The organism is Sphingopyxis sp. BE259, assembly GCF_031457495.1.
Lineage (GTDB): Bacteria > Pseudomonadota > Alphaproteobacteria > Sphingomonadales > Sphingomonadaceae > Sphingopyxis.
In genome coordinates this window covers 3,191,710-3,212,628 of record NZ_JAVDWM010000001.1, presented here as the reverse complement: position 1 = coordinate 3,212,628, position 20,919 = coordinate 3,191,710, and the positions used below count along the sequence as shown (strand labels likewise).

General features: G+C 65.6%; 16 protein-coding genes and 1 tRNA gene. 12 read left to right on the top strand and 5 right to left on the bottom strand.

Annotated features, from left to right (window positions below):
• Window positions 1-789, bottom strand: coding sequence for a queuosine precursor transporter (locus J2X44_RS15390; RefSeq protein ID WP_310085916.1), 789 nt, complete (start codon window positions 787-789; stop codon window positions 1-3).
• Window positions 790-860: 71 nt separating this feature from the next.
• Here J2X44_RS15390 and J2X44_RS15385 point away from each other — a divergent pair.
• A tRNA-Arg gene (locus J2X44_RS15385) sits at window positions 861-937 on the top strand.
• Window position 938: 1 nt separating this feature from the next.
• On the opposite strand, the gene J2X44_RS15380 is transcribed toward J2X44_RS15385, so the two are convergent.
• Window positions 939-1,991 (bottom strand): type 1 glutamine amidotransferase domain-containing protein, encoded by a 1,053-nt coding sequence (locus J2X44_RS15380; RefSeq protein ID WP_310085913.1) that lies wholly within the window; start codon window positions 1,989-1,991, stop codon window positions 939-941.
• A 145-nt stretch (window positions 1,992-2,136) separates the two neighbouring features.
• Between J2X44_RS15380 and J2X44_RS15375 the strand changes: the two genes are divergently transcribed.
• From J2X44_RS15375 to J2X44_RS15360, 4 genes are read left to right on the top strand one after another with little or no spacing between them, the layout of a single operon-like run.
• Window positions 2,137-2,823, top strand: a complete 687-nt coding sequence (locus tag J2X44_RS15375) for a response regulator transcription factor (RefSeq protein WP_310085910.1) — start codon at window positions 2,137-2,139, stop codon at window positions 2,821-2,823.
• Complete coding sequence (locus tag J2X44_RS15370; protein WP_310085907.1) at window positions 2,820-4,112, top strand: HAMP domain-containing sensor histidine kinase; 1,293 nt, start codon at window positions 2,820-2,822, stop codon at window positions 4,110-4,112. Before J2X44_RS15375 ends, J2X44_RS15370 begins: the two co-directional genes overlap by 4 nt.
• Window positions 4,113-4,145: 33 nt before the next feature.
• On the top strand, window positions 4,146-6,410 hold the full coding sequence (locus tag J2X44_RS15365; protein WP_310085904.1) for an FdhF/YdeP family oxidoreductase: 2,265 nt from the start codon (window positions 4,146-4,148) through the stop codon (window positions 6,408-6,410).
• On the top strand, window positions 6,407-7,057 hold the full coding sequence (locus J2X44_RS15360; protein WP_310085901.1) for a DUF1345 domain-containing protein: 651 nt from the start codon (window positions 6,407-6,409) through the stop codon (window positions 7,055-7,057). Before J2X44_RS15365 ends, J2X44_RS15360 begins: the two co-directional genes overlap by 4 nt.
• On the opposite strand, the gene J2X44_RS15355 is transcribed toward J2X44_RS15360, so the two are convergent.
• Together J2X44_RS15355 and fdhD are read right to left on the bottom strand one after the other, a co-directional pair.
• The gene (locus tag J2X44_RS15355) at window positions 7,052-7,564 is read right to left on the bottom strand and encodes a molybdenum cofactor guanylyltransferase (RefSeq protein WP_310085899.1); all 513 of its coding nucleotides are present in this window, start codon (window positions 7,562-7,564) and stop codon (window positions 7,052-7,054) included. The genes J2X44_RS15360 and J2X44_RS15355 overlap by 6 nt on opposite strands.
• Window positions 7,561-8,364, bottom strand: coding sequence for a formate dehydrogenase accessory sulfurtransferase FdhD (gene fdhD / locus J2X44_RS15350; protein WP_310085896.1), 804 nt, complete (start codon window positions 8,362-8,364; stop codon window positions 7,561-7,563). Before fdhD ends, J2X44_RS15355 begins: the two co-directional genes overlap by 4 nt.
• Before the next feature lie 82 nt (window positions 8,365-8,446).
• On the opposite strand from fdhD, the gene J2X44_RS15345 reads away from it, so the two are divergent.
• The gene (locus tag J2X44_RS15345; RefSeq protein ID WP_310085894.1) at window positions 8,447-9,112 is read left to right on the top strand and encodes an MOSC domain-containing protein; all 666 of its coding nucleotides are present in this window, start codon (window positions 8,447-8,449) and stop codon (window positions 9,110-9,112) included.
• Window positions 9,113-9,238: 126 nt separating this feature from the next.
• Here the strand turns inward: J2X44_RS15345 and glpD are convergent, their stop codons facing one another.
• Window positions 9,239-10,747: a glycerol-3-phosphate dehydrogenase gene (gene glpD, locus J2X44_RS15340; protein ID WP_310085892.1), complete on the bottom strand. Its 1,509-nt coding sequence runs from the start codon at window positions 10,745-10,747 to the stop codon at window positions 9,239-9,241.
• 117 nt (window positions 10,748-10,864) lie between these two features.
• Between glpD and zwf the strand changes: the two genes are divergently transcribed.
• The 6 genes from zwf (at window position 10,865) to J2X44_RS15310 (ending at window position 20,884) form a co-directional block, all read left to right on the top strand.
• Entirely contained in the window at window positions 10,865-12,334 is a 1,470-nt protein-coding gene (gene zwf, locus J2X44_RS15335) for a glucose-6-phosphate dehydrogenase (protein WP_405053405.1), read from the top strand.
• Entirely contained in the window at window positions 12,327-14,168 is a 1,842-nt protein-coding gene (gene edd / locus J2X44_RS15330) for a phosphogluconate dehydratase (protein ID WP_310085889.1), read from the top strand. Before zwf ends, edd begins: the two co-directional genes overlap by 8 nt.
• Window positions 14,169-14,338: 170 nt before the next feature.
• Window positions 14,339-14,959: a bifunctional 4-hydroxy-2-oxoglutarate aldolase/2-dehydro-3-deoxy-phosphogluconate aldolase gene (gene eda / locus J2X44_RS15325; RefSeq protein ID WP_310085886.1), complete on the top strand. Its 621-nt coding sequence runs from the start codon at window positions 14,339-14,341 to the stop codon at window positions 14,957-14,959.
• 167 nt (window positions 14,960-15,126) lie between these two features.
• On the top strand, window positions 15,127-16,722 hold the full coding sequence (locus tag J2X44_RS15320; protein WP_310085882.1) for an HAD-IB family hydrolase: 1,596 nt from the start codon (window positions 15,127-15,129) through the stop codon (window positions 16,720-16,722).
• 117 nt (window positions 16,723-16,839) lie between these two features.
• Complete coding sequence (locus J2X44_RS15315) at window positions 16,840-19,185, top strand: glycerol-3-phosphate 1-O-acyltransferase (protein ID WP_310085880.1); 2,346 nt, start codon at window positions 16,840-16,842, stop codon at window positions 19,183-19,185.
• 112 nt (window positions 19,186-19,297) lie between these two features.
• Window positions 19,298-20,884 carry a wax ester/triacylglycerol synthase family O-acyltransferase gene (locus J2X44_RS15310; protein ID WP_310085876.1) on the top strand — a complete coding sequence of 529 codons (1,587 nt, stop codon included), beginning with the start codon at window positions 19,298-19,300 and terminating at the stop codon, window positions 20,882-20,884.
• The last annotated feature ends 35 nt before the right edge of the window (window positions 20,885-20,919 follow it).

The window sequence follows — 20,919 nt, the reverse complement described above, 5'->3', positions numbered from 1 at the left end:
TCAGACCTTGGCCGCGAACGGCGTGAAATCGGTGCCCTCGTCGAACACGTCGACACCTTCGCGGCACTTCAACGCGCCCACCACGACATAGGTTGCCGGGGTCAGCGCCGCTTCCCACGCGACCTTCATTGCCCAGTTGGTCGCCATCACCAGCACCACCTGTTCGGTTTCCCAGATGCCCAGGAAAGCGATCGGATAGAAAATCAGGCTGTCGATCCCCTGTCCGACGATGGTCGATCCGATCGTCCGCATCCACAGGAACCGCCCGCCCGTCGCCACCTTCATCCGCGCGAGCACGTAACTGTTCACAAATTCCCCTGCCCAGAAGGCGACGATCGACGCCAGCACAATGCGCCAGGCGCTGCCGAACACGCTGTCGTAGGTCGCCTGGCACACGGCGCCGGTGCCGCTGGCTTCGCCCGATTTCAACGTCAGGCTTTCGGTGCCGCTGCACCACCAATCCTGCGCGGGCGGCATGGCCAGCACGATCCAGCTCATCACCGCCATGAAGATCAGCGCCCCGAACCCGGCCCAGATCACCCGCCGCGCCCGGGCATAGCCGTAAACTTCGGTCAGCACGTCGCCGATCACATAGCTGATCGGAAAAAACAGGATCCCGGCGCCAAAGGTCAGCCCGCCGACCATCGCCAGTTTCGACGCGCCGATGATGTTGCTGAGCAGCAGCACCGCGACAAACGCCGCCATGACCAGGTCGTAATAGCGGAACTGATGGACGGCGGCCGCGCTGGTGCGGGCGGGCTGGACAGCGGCGGGCGTGGATTCGGTCATCGGCACGCTGCTTAACCCGCTTTGCAGCCTACGCAAACCACGCTATTCGCGCAGGCCACAACCCTGTGCACGCGCCCGTAGCTCAGCTGGATAGAGCACCCGCCTTCTAAGCGGGTGGTCGCAGGTTCGAATCCTGCCGGGCGCACCACCTATTGCCCTGCCGCCAGCTTGCTGCGGGCATTGATGATCGCGGTCGCCAGTTGCGGCTCGGAAAAATGCGGCTGGGCGACCTCCATCACCGCGACCGCTTTTTCCAGCATTGCGCGGTCGGCGCCTGGCGTCTGAGCGCGGTAAAATCCCCACATCGCGACCAGCGGCACGTCATATTGCGCCGGGTTGGCGGTCAGCGCGGCGCCTGCTTGGGCCGCTTCGCCCGCCAGCACCTGGCCGATCAACGCGATGCTGCGTTCTTCGGCCAGCATCTCGCGCGGCGCGACCTTGCGGCCCAGCGCGCGTACCACCGCTTCGGCAGCACCAAAGGTCGAATGGGGGTTCTGACCGGTGACGATGCGGCCGTCGGTGACGACGTGCTTCAGCATCATCGGCGCTTCGCTGAACCGCGCTCCGGCGCCGCGCAGGCCATCCTCGAGCAAGACGGGAAAGGCGATCGCCCAGCCTTTGCCGAACAGCGCTTCTTCCTCGTTGGAAAAGCCGGTGACCGCGCGTCCGGCGATCAGCGACGTGCCGTCCTTCATCGGCACGTTCATCAGCGCCGCCGGGCCGTGGCAGACGGCGCCGATGACCCCGCCCGCGTCATAGGTTTGCGCGAGCAACGTTTTCAGATCGGCGTTCACCGGCAGGTCGAACATCGCGCCCTTGCCGCCGACAAGAAATACAGCCGAATATTTTTTGTCGCGCACGCTGGCGAGCGTCAGCGTGGCATCGAGCTTGGCGCTGGCGACGGGGTCGGCGGTGAACCGGCTGTTGTAGGATTTTTTCGGGTTGAACCTGTCGGCAACGACCACGCCGCCCTTTGGGCTGGCAATATCGACCGTCAGCCCGTTGTCGGCGAACACCGCATAGGCCTGGGTCAGCTCGTCCATTTCAAAGCCGGGGCGGGTCTTGCCTTCGTCGGCGCCATGGCTGCTGACCACGAGCAGCACGCGGTCGGATCCAGCGCCCGTCTCCGCCTGTGCGGGCACGGCGCCCATGACGATCAGGCCGAGCGCCCATGCTGCCACGATGTTTTTCCGATTCTGCATTGTCCAAACTCCAAACCGTTTCACGATGGTGTGCGGTCTGGCAGAGTGGACGTCGGGACGACGTCAAAGCGGGTTTGACGCTATTTTGACGTTGCATCGCCAAGGCTTTGCGGCGGAGTAAGGCGCGCGGGACAAAGGGCATCGCTTGAACAATGCGTTCGACATCTTGCTGATCGAGGACAACGCCGATCTGGCCGATAATGTTATCGATTATCTCGAGGCGCTCGGTCACCGGCTCCATTACGCGGCCGACGGAGAGGCGGGGCTGCGCGAGGCACTGACCCGTGCGATCGACGTCATCTTGCTCGACCTGGCGTTGCCGCGCCGCGAAGGTCTGAGCGTATGTGCCGAAATCCGCCGCCGCAGCGACCATCGGATCCCCATCCTCATGCTGACGGCGCGCGATACACTTGATGACAAACTCGCGGGCTTTGCCAGCGGCGCTGACGATTATCTGGTCAAACCCTTTTCGCTCGCCGAGCTGGCGGCGCGTATCCAGGCGCTTGCGCTGCGGCCGCAACTGGGTCAGTCGCACAGCCTGGTGATCGGATCGCTGACGATCGACCGCCAGATGCGGACCGCGACGCGGGCCGGACAATCGCTACGGCTGTCACCGCTGCTGTGGGACATCCTGCTGCTGCTCGCCGAAGCGGCGCCGCAGCCAGTCACCCGCGCCGAGCTCGCGCGCAAGCTGTGGGGCGACGAGCCGCCGTCGTCGGATGCGCTGCGCAGTCATATTCACCTGCTCCGCCAGATCGTCGACAAGCCGTTCGATGGGGCGATGATCGAAACCGTGCACAGCATCGGCTTTCGCCTGAGCGCGCCGCAATGATCGCCGCGCGGCACAGCCTGCGCCGCCGCGTCATCGCGGCGCTGGTCGCGGCGGTCCTGGCGACCAGCGCGCTGTTCGGGATCGCGACCTTCATCTTTGCCTACACGCTCGAAGATCGGCTGTTCAGCAACGCGATCGCCGACGAGATTGCGCGGCAACAGCAAGGCTGGCGCCGCGATGGCCAATTGCCCGCGCCCGAACTTCCCTATATCCGGATTTATCGCCAGGCCGCCGCTCTGCCACCCGATCTGGCGCGGCAAGTCGCCGCCAACCCGCGGCAGAGCGAATTTTATGGCACCGGCGGGCGGCATTATCATGTCGCCCGTTTCCGCCTCGATCAGCGGGGCGGCGCGGGGCAGGACGCAAAACGCGCGATCGCGGTGGCCGAGGTCGGCCGCTATCTGCTCGTACGGCCGGTGCGCGATGGGATGATCCGGTTTCTGATCGGGCTCAGCCTGTTCGTCGCGCTGGTCATGGCGCTGCTTGGCTGGTGGCTGGCCAGCCGGGCGATGCGGCCGCTGAGTCGGCTGGCCAGGGATGTCGGGGCTGGCGATGCCGCGGTCCCGGTGGTGCGGGCCGCGGATTATCCGGCAAACGAGATCGGCGTGCTGGCGCGCGCGCTGGGCCAAGCGTTCGACCGCATCCGCGGCTTTGTCGATCGCGAGCGCAGCTTTACCCGCGACGCCAGCCATGAATTGCGGACTCCGCTGGCGGTGATCCGCGGCGCCGCCGAAGTCATCGCGCTGCACAAAGACCTGCCCGCGCCGGTGCCCGATGCGCTGCGCCGGATCGAAACCGCGACGATCGACATGATGCACGCCCTCGACCTGCTGCTCGCCTTGGCGCGCGAAGGCGACATGCTGCCGTCGCAGCCGGTGATGCTGTATCCCGTGGTCGAAAAGGCGCTGGTGTCAGCGGCGCTGCGCTTTCCCGCCCCGCAGCCGGTCGTGACGATCGAAATGCCGCCCGAAACACTGGCGCTGGCCGAGCCGACGGCGTTGCAGTTGATCCTGAACAACCTGATCGGCAACGCCTTTCAACATGCCGCCGCGGCTCCACTGCACATCCGGTTCAGCGGCAACGTCCTGACGATCTGCGATGACGGCCCCGGCCTCGCCGCGGTCGCCGATCCGCTGGCGCCTTTTGCCAAGGGGGACGCCAGTATCGGCAGTGGGCTGGGCCTGGACATCGTGCGCCGCCTGTGCGCGGCAACGGACATCGCCCTGACCGTCGGCGCGGGTGCCGACGGTCAGGGCGCGTGCTTTGCACTAAAATTCCGCGCTCGATAGAAAAGCGCGGCGCAATGCGGTAATCGCGTCGCCATGGCCGATCGGAAACCGCGCTATCGAACCTACACCAGCCCCGCGGGCGGCTGGGGCGCCGCTGCGGCGACCGCGAAGGTGCTGATGGAACAGAGCGTCGTGACCAAGGGATCGCGCGCGCTGCTGGCGATGAACCAGCCGGGCGGGTTCAAATGCCCCAGCTGTGCGTTTCCGGACGCGACCTGCACCAAAAAGCTGGAATTCTGCGAAAATGGCGCCAAGGCGCTGGCGCATGAAGCGACGAAGTTTCGCATTACGCGCGAATTTTTTGCGGCGCACAGCGTGTCCGACCTGATGCAGCAGTCGGACCATTGGCTGGAAATGCAGGGGCGGCTGACCGAGCCGATGCGTTATGACGCCGTGACCGACCATTATGTGCCGGTCAGCTGGGACGATGCCTTCGCGCTGATCGGCCAGCATCTGCGCGCGCTGGACAGTCCGCACCAGGCCGAATTCTACACCTCGGGCCGCACCGCGAACGAGACAGCCTTCCTCTATTCGATCTTTGTCCGCGAGTTCGGGACGAACAATTTCCCCGACTGTTCGAACATGTGCCACGAACCGACCAGCCGCGGCCTGCCGCCAGCGATCGGCATCGGCAAGGGCACGGTGGTGCTCGACGATTTCGACCATGCCGAGGCGATTTTCCTGATCGGGCACAACGCGGGGACCAACGCACCGCGGATGATGACCCCGCTGGTCGAGGCGCGCAAACGCGGGGTGCCGATCGTTGCGGTCAACCCGATGCCCGAACGCGCGCTGATCCAGTTCACCGAACCGCAGGACATCGTCCAGATGGCGACCTTCGGGTCGACCGCGGTCACCAGCGAGTTCGTCCATATCAAGATCGGCGGCGATCTCGCGCTGATCAAGGGCATGATGAAGGTCATGTTCGAGCGCGAGGCGGCGGGCGAGACGGTTTTAGACCATGATTTCCTTGCCGAACATACGGCGGGTTTCGAGGCACTGAAGGCCGATATCGAGGCGCAGCAATGGCCCGACCTGATCGCGGCAGCAGGGATCGAAGAGGCGCAGATCCGCCGCTGCGCCGACATCTATATCCGCTCGAACGCGACGATCATCTGTTACGGCATGGGGATCACCCAGCACCAGCTGGGGTCGCAGCTGGTTCAGCAGATCGCCAACCTGCTGCTGCTCAAGGGCAATTTCGGCAAGCCGGGGGCGGGCATCTCGCCGATCCGCGGCCATTCGAACGTGCAGGGCGACCGCACCGTCGGCATCGATGAACGGCCGAGCCAGACCTATCTCGACAAGGTGCGCGACATATTCGGCTTCGAACCGCCGCGCAGCCATGGCCATCACACGGTCGAGTCGATTCAGGCGATGCTGGACGGCAGCGCCAGGGTGTTCATCGGTCTTGGCGGCAATTTCGTGCGCGCGGTGCCCGACACCGACCGTGCCTATGCGGCGATGCGCCAGCTCGACCTGACCGTCGGGATCGCGACCAAGCTCAACTGCGGCCATCTGGTCCATGGCAAGGATGCGCTGATCCTGCCCGTCGTCGCGCGCTCCGAACGGATCGAGACCGCGGCGGGCGAGCAGTTCGTCACCATCGAGGATTCGATGTCGAACGTCACCGCCTCGCGCGGCGTGCTCGAACCCGCCAGCGAACATCTGCTGCCCGAAACCGAAATCGTCTGCCGCATCGCGATGGCGACCTTGCCAGACAGCATGGTCGATTGGGCCAGTTATATCGACGACTACAGCCTGATCCGCGACAAGATCGCCGCGGTCTATCCGGCGATCTACGAGAGCTTCTCCGAACGGATCAAGGCGCCGCTGGGCTTTCATCTCGACATCCCGCCGCGCCGCCGCGCGTGGGCGACCCCCAACGGCAAGGCTAATTTCCTGATCCTGCCGGGCCTCGCGGTCAACGCGCCGGTTGCCGATCCGGCGATGCTGCGGCTTGCCACGGTGCGCTCGCACGATCAGTTCAACACGACGATCTACAGCTACAACGACCGCTATCGCGGCGTGTCGGGCGACCGGATGGTGCTGTTCATGAACGCCGAGGATATGGCCGATCGCGGGCTGGCGGCGGGCGCCAAAATTGCCCTTGAAACCTTCAGCGACGATGACGTCATCCGCCGCGTCGAGGGGCTGACCATCGTCGACTATCCGATGTCGCGCGGGTCGGTCGCGGGCTATTATCCCGAACTCAACCCGCTGCTGCCGCTCGATTTTTATGACAAGACCAGCGGCTGTCCGGCCGCCAAAGCCATCCCGGTGCGGGTCGTCGCTTGACCAAGCGCGCCGACATCGCGGTGGGGCACCGCATCGCCCCGGCGCGCTTCCTGATCTTTGCCGGGGCGCTGGTCGCCGCGGGCGGCATCGCGTCGGCGCTCGGCTGCGATCCGCGCACAGCGCTGCTGATCGGGTTCGACGTCGCCACGCTCGTCTTTCTGGGCGTCCTCGTGCCGCTGCTCGGTGCCGACCCGCAGCAGATGCGGCGGACGGCCGCAAGTAACGACGCCAACCGCGCCGGGCTGCTGGCGATTGCGGTCCTGCTGTCGCTGGTGATCCTGTTCGCGGTGGGGACATTGATCGCCGGTCCGGGGCAGCTCGATCGCGGCGCCATTTTGCTGATCATAGCGACGCTGGCGCTGGCGTGGCTGTTCGCAAATATGGTGTTCACGCTCCACTATGCCCATCTTTACTATCGGCAAGACCATGGCCGCGACCAGCGCGGGATCGAAGTACCGGGGGTCGACGAACCCGGATACCCCGACTTCCTCTATTTCGCCTTCACCCTGGGGATGACGTTCCAGACGTCGGACGTCAGCATTTCGGGCGCACATATGCGGCGCGTCGTGCTGGGCCATTGCATGGCGGCGTTCATTTTCAACATGGGCATATTGGCGTTCACGGTGAACGCCATCGGCGGATCATGATCCGCCCAGCCGCGCCAGATCAGCGGTGCTGTTGACGTTGGGCGGCACGAAATCGCTGTCGATTGCGCGCGCCCCGATCCGCCGGGCAAAGGCGCGAACGGCCAAGTCGCTGCCATCGCTCAGTTGCGCTTTCAGGTCGTCGATCGCGGCGGTCGGCCACAGCCCGATCACCGGCTGGGCGGCAAGGAAAGCGGGCGCGGGTGCGAGCAGCGCGCCGAGGTCGGGCGGCAGGCGGACGCAATCGACCGGCGCGGTGAGCACTTGGTCAAAGCCCCGATCGGCGGCGTCGATCAGCGCGGCGGCGATCCCGCCCAGCGGCCCCATGTCGGGGCGCGGCCAGTCGGCGATGCCGCCCGCGCGCCCGACGATGATCAGCGTGTCGCAATGGGGGCGGAGGGCGGCCAGCGCATGATCGATCAACGCCCGCCCGTCGAGCACGGCCAGCGCCTTGTCCGAACCAAAGCGGCTGGAGCGCCCCCCCGCGAGCACGGCGCCTAATGTCGTCATGCGATCATGCCCGCGGCGTCGCAGATGATCAGCGCCGCGTCGGCGCGCGCCAGCGCGACCAGCGTCAGCCCCGCCTGCGCCGCGCGGGTTGCGGCGAGGCTGGTCGGCGCTGACAAGGTGATCAGCATCGGGCAACCCGCGCGCACCGTCTTTTCAACCAGTTCGTAACTGCACCGCGCCGACAGCAGGATGAAACCGGTGGCGGGATCGATACCCGCGCGCGCCAGCGCCCCGATCAGTTTGTCGAGCGCATTGTGCCGCCCGACATCTTCGCGCACGCACAGAATTTCGCCTGCTGGCGAACAGAAAGCGGCAGCATGGACCGCGCCGGTGGCGCCGCCGAGCGGCTGATGACCGGTCAGTGCCGCCAGCGCCGCGGCGATCGCGGTGCGATCGGTCGCGATGCGCGCGGTCAGCGGCGGCAGCGGGCGCAAGACCTGTTCGATATTCTCGATCCCGCACAGCCCGCAGCTGCTTTCGCTCACCCGCTGGCGCGCGCGCTCGAGTGCGCGCGCCTTAAGCTCGGGCGGCACCCAGAGGCGCAGCGCCCAGCCGCCCTCGACCGGGTGAACGTCGATACGCTCGACCTGGTCGGGGGTTTCGACCAGCCCTTCGCTCAGCGCAAAGCCCAGCGCATAATCTTCCAGATCGGTGGGGGTCGCCATCATCACGGCATAGCCGATGCCGCCGACCTCGACCGACACCGGCGCCTCGACCGCCATGCTGCGGATCAGCGCGGCATCGCCGGGGTTGGCCAGGCCCAATCGCCGGACGGGCAGGTCGATCGTCGCATCGTTCATGGCGGCACCCTAACGTATCGCGGCGCGCTTGTCCCCGCCGCGACGATTGCCATTTGCGGTGCGCGGCCTATCAATCACCGCCATGCAAAGTGACATTCTCGCGGTCCTGCTGGGACAGGTTCAGCCGTTCCGCGGCGAAGACGAACCCAGCGCGATCGGCAAGCTGCCGGTCACCGCCGCGGTCGCGGTCGGCGCCATGGGGCTGGCGGGGGACGAGCAGGCCGATCGCACCGTCCATGGCGGCATCGACAAGGCGGTCCACCACTATCCCGCCGATCATTACGCATGGTGGCGCGCGCATCTGGGCGATGTGCCGCTGCTCGATGCGCCCGGCGCGTTCGGCGAGAATATTTCAACGACCGGTCTCGACGAAACCAACGTCTGCCTCGGCGACCGCTTCCGCCTCGGCACCGCGCTGGTCGAGGTCAGTCAGGCGCGCCAGCCGTGCTGGAAACTCGACCATCGCTTCGGGACAAAGGGGGTGATGGCCGCGGTCGTGAAGACCCGCCGTTCGGGCTGGTACTACCGCGTCCTCGAAACGGGGCAGGTCCGCGCGGGTGATACGCTTGAACTGGTGGAACGGCCTTGGCCCGACTGGCCGCTCGCCTCGCTGTTCGGTCTGCTGATCGGCGGCGAAGCGAAGGATCGCCTGGCGGACCTGCGCGCGCTGCGCGACGTATCGATGCTTGCCGAAACATGGAAGGTCAGGCGCGCCAAGCTGGCGGAGCAATTTGGCGCCGACCGTTAGAGATTGATGAGCTTAGGTTACACACTCGTCATTGCGAGCGAAGCGAAGCAATCCAGGGCAGTGTACGCACACCCTGGATTGCTTCGCTTCGCTCGCAATGACGATTCAAACTGAAGGCATTCTGCTCTAAGCGCGTTCGCTCTTACCACCCAGCCACGCATCCAGCTTCGCCGCATCCTCGGCGCTGAAATGCAGCCCCAGCTTGCTACGCCGCCACAATATGTCGTCACTGGTCTGCGCCCACTCGCGATCCACCAGCCACGCCGCTTCGGCGGCGGAGAGGCCGTGGGAGATTTCGCCGCCGAGCGCGGCCCAGCTTTCGGCATCGCCCAGCCATTTCCGCGCGTCGGTGCCATAGGCCTTGACGATGCGATCGACGGTATCGACGGACAGAAAGGGGTGGGCGAGCTTGATTTCGGCCTTGAGCGCCGCGACGCCACCGGTCGGAAAATCGCCGCCCGGTAGCGCCGCCCTGGCGGTCCAGCGCTTGCCGGTCAGCGCCGGAACATGTCCTACCAGCTCATCGACCGCAGCCTCGGCGACATGGCGATAGCTGGTTATCTTGCCGCCATAGATGGTGAGCAGCGGCGCGCCTTCGGCCAGATCGAGGTCGATCCGGTAACCCCGCGTCGCGGCTTCGGGCCGCCCCGATCCATCCTCGATCAACGGCCGCACCCCCGAATAGGTCCACACCACGTCGGCGGGGGTAATCGGTTCGCGAAAATACAGGCTGGCCCCCTCGCACAGATAGGCGATTTCCTCGGTGCTCGCGCGCGCTTTGTTCGCCGGCCCGTCGTGATCGACGTCGGTCGTGCCGATCAGGGTGAAGTCGCGCTCATAGGGAATGGCGAAGAAGATGCGCCCGTCGGGGAGCTGAAAGAAATAGGCATAGTCATGCTGAAACAGCCGCCGCACCACGATATGCGATCCGCGCACCAGCCGCATCGCATGATCGGGCTCGGCATCGGCGCGGCGCAGCAGATCGAGCACCGCCGGACCCGCCGCATTGACGACACTGCGGCCGGTGAAGCGATAGCTGTGGCCATTGTCGCAGCTCGCCTCGACCACCCACAGCCCGTCTTCGCAGCGCAGTGCCTCGGCGCGGGTGCGGGTGCGGACCTTGGCGCCATGGTCGGCGGCGTCGCGCGCGTTGAGTGCTACCAGCCGTGCGTCGTCGACCCAGCCGTCCGAATATTCGAACCCGCGGGCATATTGCGGCTGCAACGGCTCGCCCGCGACATGGCGCTTGAGGTCGATCGAGCGCGTCGCAGGCAGCTTCTTGCGCCCGCCGATATGATCATACAGGAACAGTCCGAGTCGCAGCAGCCAGCGCGGCCGTAGCCCCGGCCGGTGCGGCAGGACAAAGCGCAGCGGCCAGATGATATGCGGCGCGATGCCCCACAAGGTTTCGCGTTCTTTCAGCGCCTCGCGGACCAGCCCGAACTCATAATGTTCGAGGTAACGCAGCCCGCCGTGGATCAGCTTGGTCGACGCCGACGAGGTGCCTTGCGCCAGATCGCCTGCTTCGAGCAGCAGCACCCGCGCGCCGCGTCCCGCGGCGTCGCGCGCCACCCCGGCGCCGTTGACGCCGCCGCCAATAACGATGACGTCATAAGGTTGGGGACTGTCGGGCATCGGCTGTCCCTATGCCAGCAATGCCGATTTTGCCAAGGGGACATCATCATCGGCCTACGTATGCGCGTTGCAATCATGCCCCCGCTCCGCCATTTCCCGTAATGGATGTCCAAGGGGATGGTGGTGAGCGTAAAAGTCGAAACATTGGTGCTGTTCGGCGCGACCGGCGACCTGGCGCAGCGCATGCTCTTTCCCTCGCTCTACAATCTCCATCTCGACGGCCTGCTGGCCGACGCGCTGACGATCATCGGGTCGGGACGCTCGCCGATGGATCGTGCCGCCTTTCATGTGCAGGTCCGCGCGGCGCTTACCGAGCATCTACCTGCCGATCGGATCGAGTCGGCTGCTGTCGATGCCTTTGTGGCGCGCATCGATTATTGTGCGATCGATGCCGGGGCGGGCACCGGCTATGACGATTTGGCCGCGCTGCTCGGCGACCGTATGCAGCGCCCGATCGGCGTCTATCTGTCGACCCCGCCGTCGATGTTCGGCCCGATCGCACAGGGGCTGAACGCCGCCGGGATCGCCTGCACCGAATGCCGCATCGCGATGGAAAAGCCCATCGGCCACGACCTCGCCTCGTCGCGAGAAGTGAACGCGCAGGTCGGCGATGCCTTTGCCGAGGACCGCGTGTTCCGCATCGACCATTATCTCGGCAAGGAAACGGTGCAGAATCTGCTCGCGCTGCGCTTTGCCAACATGCTCTTCGAGCCGCTGTGGAACGCGCAGGCGATCGACCATGTCCAGATCACCGTCGCCGAAACTGTCGGCCTTGAAGGTCGCGTCTCCTATTATGACGGGGTCGGTGCATTGAAGGACATGGTCCAGAACCATATGCTCCAGCTGCTGGCGATCATCGCGATGGAGCCGCCGGCTAGCGTATCGTCGACCGCGGTGCGCGATGAAAAGGTCAAGCTGCTCCGTTCGCTCCGCCGCATGACCGCCGCGGATGTGAAGGCGCACAGCGTCAAGGGCCAATATAGCAGCGGCGCAGTCAATGGCGGTGCGGTGACCGGCTATGCCGACGAGCTCGGTCAGCCTTCGAACACCGAAACCTTCGTCGCGATCAAGGCCTATATCGACAATTGGCGCTGGAAGGGCGTGCCCTTCTACCTGCGCACCGGCAAACGCATGCCCGAACGCAAGTCCGAGGTGCTCATCCAGTTCAAGCCGGTGCCGCACAATATCTTCGCCCGGGTCGGCGCGGGCAAGCTCGATGCGAATATGATGATCATCAACCTCCAGCCCGAGGAGAATATCCGGGTCAAGGTTATGGCGAAGCAGCCGGGCCTCGACCGCGACGGAGTGAAGCTGAAGGAAGTGACGATGGACGTCTCGCTCTCGCACAGCTTTGCGGGTGAGCGGCGGCGCATTGCCTACGAACGCCTGCTGCTCGATTTCATCGAGGGCGACCAGACCCTGTTCGTGCGCCGCGACGAGGTCGAGGCGCAGTGGCAGTGGATCGATTCGATCCGCGATGCCTGGGCCGCGGTCGACATGGCGCCGCAGACTTACACGGCCGGCAGTTGGGGTCCGTCGAGCGCGATCGCGCTGATCGAACGCGACGGGGCAAGCTGGCATGACTGAACTTCACCCCACCATCGCTACGGTCACCGACCGCATCGTCGCCCGCAGCGCCCAGCGCCGCGCCGCCTATCTCGACCTGATGGAGCGCCAGCGCGAGGCCGGGACGAACCGCGGCAATCTCTCCTGCGGCAATCTCGCGCACGGTTTCGCGGCGGCTGGCGATGATAAGGCGGTGATCCGCACCGGCGGCGCGATGAACATCGGCATTGTCACCAGCTACAACGATATGCTGTCGGCGCATCAGCCCTACGGACGCTATCCCGAACAGATCAAACTCTTCGCGCGCGAAGTCGGTGCCACCGCGCAGGTCGCGGGCGGCGTTCCCGCGATGTGCGACGGGGTAACGCAAGGGCAGGCGGGGATGGACCTGTCTTTGTTCAGCCGCGACAATATCGCGCAGGGCACGGTGATCGCGCTCAGCCATGCAATGTTCGAGGGCGCGCTGCTGCTCGGCATCTGCGACAAGATCGTCCCCGGGCTGCTGATCGGCGCATTGCGCTTCGGCCATCTGCCGCAAATCCTGATCCCCGCGGGGCCAATGCCTTCGGGCCTCGCCAACAAGGAAAAGCAGCGCGTCCGCCAGCTTTATGCCGAGGGCAAGGCGACGCGCGACGAACTGCTCGAAGCCGAGGCGGCAAGCTATCATGGCGCAGGCACCTGCACCTTCTATGGCACCGCGAACAGCAACCAGATGATGATGGAGCTGATGGGGCTGCATATCCCCGGCAGTGCCTTCACCCATCCCGGCACGAAATTGCGCCAGGAACTGACCCGCGCCGCGACCCACCGCGTCGCCGAAATCGGCTGGGACGGCAGTGATTACCGACCGTTGGCGCGCTGCGTCGATGAAAAGGCGATCGTCAACGCCGCGATCGGTCTGCTCGCCACTGGCGGCTCGACCAACCATGCGATCCATCTCCCCGCCATCGCCCGCGCCGCGGGGATAATTATCGACTGGCAGGATTTCGACGAACTCAGCCATGCGGTGCCGCTGCTGGCGCGCGTCTATCCGAACGGTGCGGGCGATGTGAACAATTTTCACGCGGCGGGCGGCATCGGCTATGTCGTGCGCGAACTGCTCGATGCCGGTTTGCTCCACGGCGATGTGCTGACCGTCGGCGGCACGATGGCCGATTATGGCGGCGAGCCGGTGCTGGTCGACGATGCGCTGCAATGGCAGGCCGCCCCCGCGACCAGCCGCGACGACACGATGCTGCGCCCCGTCGCGGCGCCTTTCTCGCCCGACGGCGGCATGCGCCTGCTCGCGGGCAACCTCGGTCGCGCGATCATCAAGACCAGCGCCGTCGCCGAGGATCGCTGGACGATCGAGGCGCCATGCCGGATTTTCGACAATCAGGACGCGGTGCTGGCGGCGTTCAAGGCGGGCGAGCTCGAACAGGACGTCATCGTCGTTGTCCGCTTTCAGGGGCCGCGCGCCAATGGCATGCCCGAATTGCACAAGCTGACCCCGGCGCTCGGCGTGTTGCAGGACCGCGGGTTCCGCGTCGCCCTGCTTACCGACGGCCGGATGTCGGGCGCCAGCGGCAAGGTGCCTGCGGTGATCCACCTCTCGCCTGAAGCCTTGCCCGGCGCCGACGGGGTCAGCGGCCCGCTCGCCTTCCTGACCGACGGCGACATCGTCCGCGTCTGCGCGCGGCAGGGCGAAGTGCTGGCGCTGGTCGATCCTGCGATCTGGGCGGCACGCTCGCCCGCGGTGCCGCCGCCGCCCGCGCTGGGCGTCGGGCGCGAATTGTTCGCGCTGTTCCGCCACTACGCCGATGAGGCTGAGAAGGGCGGGTCGGCGGTGCTGGCAGCGATGGAGACGGTGATTTGATTTTCAGCCGGTCGTCCTGAGGAGCCGCTGAGCCTGTCGAAGCGGCGTCTCGAAGGACCGGGAGCGGTGCTTCGAGACGCGATCGAGCCTTCGCCGAAGCTCAGTCTCAATCACTCCTCAGCACGAACGGAAAATGAAATGCGCCGCAATCGGCGCAAATGGAGTGAAGAATGACCGACAAATCCATCGACCAGATCATGCGCGTTGCCCCCGTCATCCCGGTGATCGTCATCGACCGGGTCGAGGACGCGGTGCCGATGGCCGAGGCGCTCGTCGCGGGCGGGCTGACCGTGCTCGAAGTCACGCTGCGGACCCCCGCCGGGCTCGACGCGATTGCGGCGATGAAAAGCGTCAAGGGCGCGGTTGTCGGCGCGGGGACGGTGCTCGATCCCGCGATGCTGAACGCCGCGATCCATGCGGGTGCGGAGTTCATCGTCTCGCCGGGCCTCACCGACAATCTCGGCAAGGCGGCGGTGGCCAGCGGCATCCCGTTCCTGCCCGGCACTGCCAATGCCGGTGACATTATGCGCGGCATGGACCTCGGGCTCGACCGCTTCAAATTCTTCCCCGCCGCGACCAGTGGCGGCATCCCGGCGCTGAAAGCGCTGGCGGGACCGTTCGGTCAGGCGCGTTTCTGTCCGACCGGCGGCATCAGCCTCGCGACCGCGCCCGAATGGCTCGCGCTCGAAGCGGTGCTGTGCGTCGGCGGCAGCTGGGTGGTGCCATCGGGGCCGCTCGATCCGGCTCGGGTCGAGGCGTTGGCAAGAGAAGCGGCGGCGCTCAAAGCCTGATCGTCATCCCAGCGAAAGCTGGGATCGCTGTCGGTCTTTTCCTTCGTCGCTGCGTAAACCGCCAGCGGTCCCAGCTTTCGCTGGGACGACGAAGGGCCGCATTGATAAACGCCATCTTTACTGCCACTGTGCCTAGGGTAAGCGGCAATATAGCCGCCCTTGGGGAGATGTGCGTGCCGAGACTGCAGCCGCATTTGGAAGAAGTGCTCGCATCAGAGCCTGGATCGCATATCGCCGCCCTGTTCGATTTCGACGGCACGATCATCTCGGGCTACTCCGCCACCGCGATGCTGCGCGAGAAATTCCAGCGCCGCGAAATGTCGATGGAGGAAATCGCCGAGACCGCGCAGGTCATCGCGCAACACAGCCTCGGCACCATCGGCTTTTCGGGGCTGATGTCGGGCGCCGCGAAATTCATGAAGGGTGTCGAGGAAGAGAGCTTCACCCAATTCGGCGAGGAACTCTACAAAAAGCATATCGCCCGCAAGATTTACCCCGAAACCCGCGCGATCATCGAGGCGCATCAGGCGAAGGGTCACCGCGTCGCGATCATCTCGTCGGCGACGATCTACCAGATCGAACCGACCGCGCGCGACCTTGGCATCACCGACATCAAATGCTCGGCCTATGAGATCGAGGACGGGGTGTTCACCGGCGACATCATCCGCCCGCTGTGCTTCGGCGAGGGCAAGGTGCTAGCGGCGGAGGAACTTGCGGCCGAATATGGCCTCGATCTCGATCAGAGCTTTTTCTACTCGGACAGCGACGACGATATCGAACTGCTCGAACGCGTCGGCAAGCCGCGCCCGCTGAACCCGAACCTGAAATTGAAAGCCATCGCCGAGGAAAATGGCTGGCCGGTGCAACGGTTCGGCAGCCGCGGCACGCCGTCGTGGGTCGATTATACCCGCACCATCTATGCCACCGGCTCGCTCGTCGGCGCCTTTGCCGCCGGGCTGCCGATCTGGGCGCTCACCCGCTCGCAGCGTGAGGCGGCGAATTTCTCGATCGGGCTGTTTGGCGATTTCGCGACCGCGATCACCGGGGTCGAGCTGGAGGTCGAGGACGAAAAGAACCTGTGGTCGTCGCGTCCGTGCGTCTTCATCTTCAACCACCAGAGCAAGGCGGACGTGATGATCCTCGCCAAGCTCATCCGCCGCGACATGGGCGGGGTGGGCAAGAAAGAGATCAAGAATATCCCCATATTGGGGAAGCTGATGGAATGGGGCGGCACCGTCTTCGTCGACCGCGCCGACGGCAAGAGCGCGATCAAGGCGATGGAGCCGCTGGTCGATGCGATCAAGATCGAGGGCAAGTCGATCTGCATCTCGCCCGAAGGCACGCGCAGCCTGACCCCGAAGCTCGAACCGTTCAAGAAGGGCGCCTTCCACCTCGCGATGCAGGCGGAGGTGCCGATCGTCCCGATCGTCATTCACAATGCGACCGACGTCGCGCCGAAGAACGAGTTTGTGATGCGTCCCGCGACGGTGCGCGTCACCGTGCTGCCGCCGGTCGATACGTCGAAGTGGACCCCGCGGACGATCAACAATCATGTCCGCGACGTGCGAAACATGTTCCTGCGGACGCTGGGCCAGCCCGAGGAGAGCGTTGCGGAATCGGTGGCGAAGGAAGAGGTCGCCGAGGCCGCACCGCCAGAGGCGAAGGCCGAAAAGGCGAAACCGAGAAAGGCCGCCGCAAAAAAGTCGCCAGCCAAGAAAGCCGTGGCCAAGAAAGCCTCCCCGCGAAAGGGAAGGACGGCCTAGCGCATGTCTCACCTCGTCATTGTGACCCCGGACTTGATCCGGGGGAAGCAATCCAGAGCGGCTTGCCACACCCTGGATTGCTTCGTTTCGCTCGCGATGACGGAGGGGTTTTAGCCGGTGGCCGACGGCACGCCTCGCCAGCCCGTCGCAACGGAGGACGCGGCCGACCGGCTCTATATCATCGACGCGCGCAACGGGGTCGAGCGGCAGCTGTTGCTTGACTGGGTCCACGCCACCGCTGGCGATAACGATCCGCAATGGGCCAGCCTCGCGATCGAGGATGACGATCACGCCCTCCCGCTCGAAACCCTCCGCGCCCGGCTTGATGGGCAGCCGTCGCGGCAGGTCGTGCCGCTGCGCGTCGCGTGGCGCATCCCGGGCTTCGACAAGGACCGCGCACTCAAATTCCGCCACATCCTGTTCGGTGACCCGCGCCATCCCGGCTCGCTGCGCTCGCGGCTGATCCTGCTCCGCGACCGCCGCCGCGCACAGATATTGGTCGGCGAGGCGGCGACGCTCGACGCGCTGCGCGACCGCTTCGCCGCGCAGACCGGCGGCGGCGATGGCGCGGGCTGCGACAGCGCCGAATTTGCCGCCTTCATCGCGCGGCAGGCGTCGCTCGCGCTCGACGTCGCCGAACGCGGCATCCGCGGGACGCGCTACAAGGTACCGCGCTTCGTCGCCGATGGCCTGCGCACCAGCCCGAAGTTCCGCGCCGCGCTCGCCGATCTCGCCGAAGCGACAGGCCGTCCGGTCGCCGACCTGTTCCGCGAGGCGCGGCCGTTGATGAAGGAAGTCATCGCGCGGCCCAGTGCGATCTTCCTCGATCTGCGCGCCCGGCTCGACCGGATGATGTTCGGCGGCTACGCGCCCGAGATGGAGGTCGACGCCGCCGAACTCGCGCGGCTGCGCGCGATCCTGCGCGAACATCCGACCGCGATCCTGTTCACCCACAAAACCTATATCGACGGCGCGACCCCCAGCCGCCTCACCTATGAAAACGACATGCCGATGCTGCACAGCTTCGGCGGCGCCAATCTCGATTTCGCGATCATGGGTGAATTTTTCCGCCGCTCGGGGATGATCTTCATCCGCCGCAGCTTTCAGGACCAGCCAGTCTACAAGCTCGTGCTGCGCCACTATATCGCCTGGCTGCTCGCCAAGCGTTTCCCCTTGAGCTGGGCTTTCGAAGGGACGCGCTCGCGGCTCGGCAAGCTGATGCCGCCCAAATATGGCTTGATGAAATATGTCCTCGACGCCGCCCACGCGACGGGGACGCGCGGGGTGCATTTTGTGCCGTTCGTCACCAGTTTCGACCTGATCCGCGACGTCGAGGAATATGCCGCCGAACAGACGGGGCGGAACAAGAAGCCCGAGAGCCTGTCGTGGTTCCTCGGCTATATGAAAAGCCTGAAAGAACCCTCGGGTCGCATCCGGCTCGACATCGGCAACCCGGTGGTGATCGACGCCGCGCCCGGCCCCGACGACAAGCGCGCGCTCGAAAAAATCGCCTTTGCCGTCGCGGTCGAGGCCAATCGCGTCACCCCGCTGACCGTCACGTCGGTGATGTGCCTGATCCTGCTCGGGATGGCGCCGCGCGGCGCCACCGCTGCCGAACTGCTCGGCGCGATCGGCGCGGTGACCGACTGGGCGCGGGTGCGCGGTATCCGGATCAGCAGCGAGCTGGAAAGCGGCGATCGGGCGGCGCTGGCGGTTACCGTCGATACGCTTGTGACAAGCGGGCTACTGACGCGTTTTGAAGCGGGCAGCGAGCGCGTCTATTCGATCGACCCCGCCAAGCATCCGATGGCGAGCTATTATCGCAACATCATCGCGCATCACTTCCTCGACCGCGCGATGATCGAACTCGCGCTGTTCGAACTGCGCGACGGCGACAGCGGCGACGCCACCGCGGCGTTCTGGGCCAAGATCGATCGCCTCCGCGACCTGTTCAAATTCGAATTTTTCTATCCGCCGCGCGACGAGCATATGGCCGCCCTGCGCGCCGAACTTGAACGCATCGACCCGGTGTGGGACCGCCGCCTCGCCAGCGGCGACCGCGGCATCGCGCAGTTGCTGCGCCGCTGCCAGCCCGTCGTCGGCCACGCGATCCTGCTGCCGTTCGCAGAGGCCTATTCGGTCGTCGCCGACCTGCTCGCCCGCGCGCGGCCGGGTGATGCGGTCGATGACAAGGCGCTGCTCGATGCTGCGCTGACCGAGGGCAAGCAAGCCTATCTGCTCCGCCGGATCAGCAGCGAGGCCGCGATCGGCAAATTGCTGTTCGCCAACGGCCTGTCGCTGATGCGCCACATGGGGCTGGCCGAGCCCGCGACCCCCAACCTCCTCGCCGCGCGCCGCGCGCTGCTGTTGGAACTGCGCGGGCTGGCGAACGTGATGGAAACGATGCGACTGTCGACGGTGGCTCTTGCCGATCGGTTGCCGGGATCGGGAGGACAAGTGTGACCGGCCTTTCTTCGTCATTCCCGCGAAAGCGGGAACCCAGCGAGCTACCGTCGCAACTGGGTTCCCGCTTTCGCGGGAATGACGAAGTTTTAGATTGGAATGGGGAATAAAGATGCTCAAACAGCTCAGCGCGCAGGACGCCCAGTTCCTCTACACCCAGACCGCGAACAACCTGACCCACATCATGGGGGTCTATATCTACGACCCCTCGACCGCACCGGGCGGCTTTGTGCGCTTCAAGGACATCATCCGCCACGTCGAAAGCCGCGTCGACACATCGCCGCTGTTCAAGCGGCGCCTCCACCGCCTGCCGTTCGACATGGACCACCCCTATTGGGTCGAGGACGAGCATTTCGACATCGAGGCGCATATGAGCCATGCGCGGCTGCCCGAACCCGGCGACTGGCGGCAATTCTGCATCGCGGTGGCGCGCTATTTTTCCAAGCCGATGGATATGAACCGCCCGCTGTGGGACATCTATATCATCGAGGGGCTCGACCGGATTCCTGGCATCCCCAAGGGCAGCTTCGCGATGCTCCACCGCGTCCACCACGCGGCGGTCGATGGCGCGTCGGGCGCGCACGCCTTCATCGCGATGAGCGACATCGATGCCAAGGGCACCCCCGCGATTCCCGAACCGCCGCCGGTCGAGGATCTCGGCGATCCGCCGTCGAGCGCCGAAACGCTGTCGCGCGCCTGGTCGGCGTCGCTGCAATCGCCGGTCAAATTCATGAACGCGCTGATGAAAATGTCGCCCGCGATCCTCTCGTCGGCGCGCAAGGCGATCGAGGGCGGGATGACCGCGGGGGTTCCCGAGACGCGCTTCAACGTCCCCGTCGGGCCGCACAAGATGTTCGACGGGACGTCGGTCGCGCTGTCCGATGTTGCGCTGGTCCGCAAGAAGGTGCCGGGCGCGACGGTCAACGACGTCGTGCTGACCACGGTCGGCGGCGCGCTGCGCAAATATCTGGCGAAGCACAAGGAATTGCCCAAGGACAGTCTGGTCGCGGTCGCGCCGATTAACCTGCGCGGCAAGGAAAAGGCGGCTGGCAAAGCCTCGACCCCCGGCAATCAGGTGTCGGCGATGAGCGTGCCGGTGCGCAGCGACATCGCCGATCCGCTCGCGCGGCTCGCCGCGATCCGCGACTATACGGTCGAGGCAAAGGAGGCGAAGGCTGGCGTCAGCGCGCGGATCATGACCGACCTGTCGCAACATATTCCCGGCGCGACGATGGCGGCGGTCGCGCGGCTCGTCACCAGCGAACGGTTCGCGGTGCGCGGCACCAATCTGTTCATCTCGAACGTGCCGGGCGCGCAGGTGCCGCTCTATCTCGCGGGCGCGCAGCTTGTCATGCAGCACGGCATGGCGCCGTTGGCGAACAATATGGGGCTGTTCGTCGCGACCCCCAGCTACAACGGCCGCATCGCCTTTTCGATCATCTGCGAACGCGCGATCATGCCCGACATCGCCTTTTTCAGGGAGTGTATCGAGGAAAGTTTCGCCGATCTGATGGCGGCGGCGCCGAAAGCCGAAACGCCCAAAGCCGCTACGGCAACGCCGAAACCGACGGCCAAAACAGCGCCAAAACCCAAGGCAAAAGCGAAAGTCGTCCCAAAACCTGCCGCCAACCCCGGCGTAAAACCGAAAGCCCCGGCAAAGGGAAAGAAAAAGCCCTCCTCTTCGTCATCCAGGACTTGATCCGGGATCCATGACGCCGGCGCTGGAATGGATCC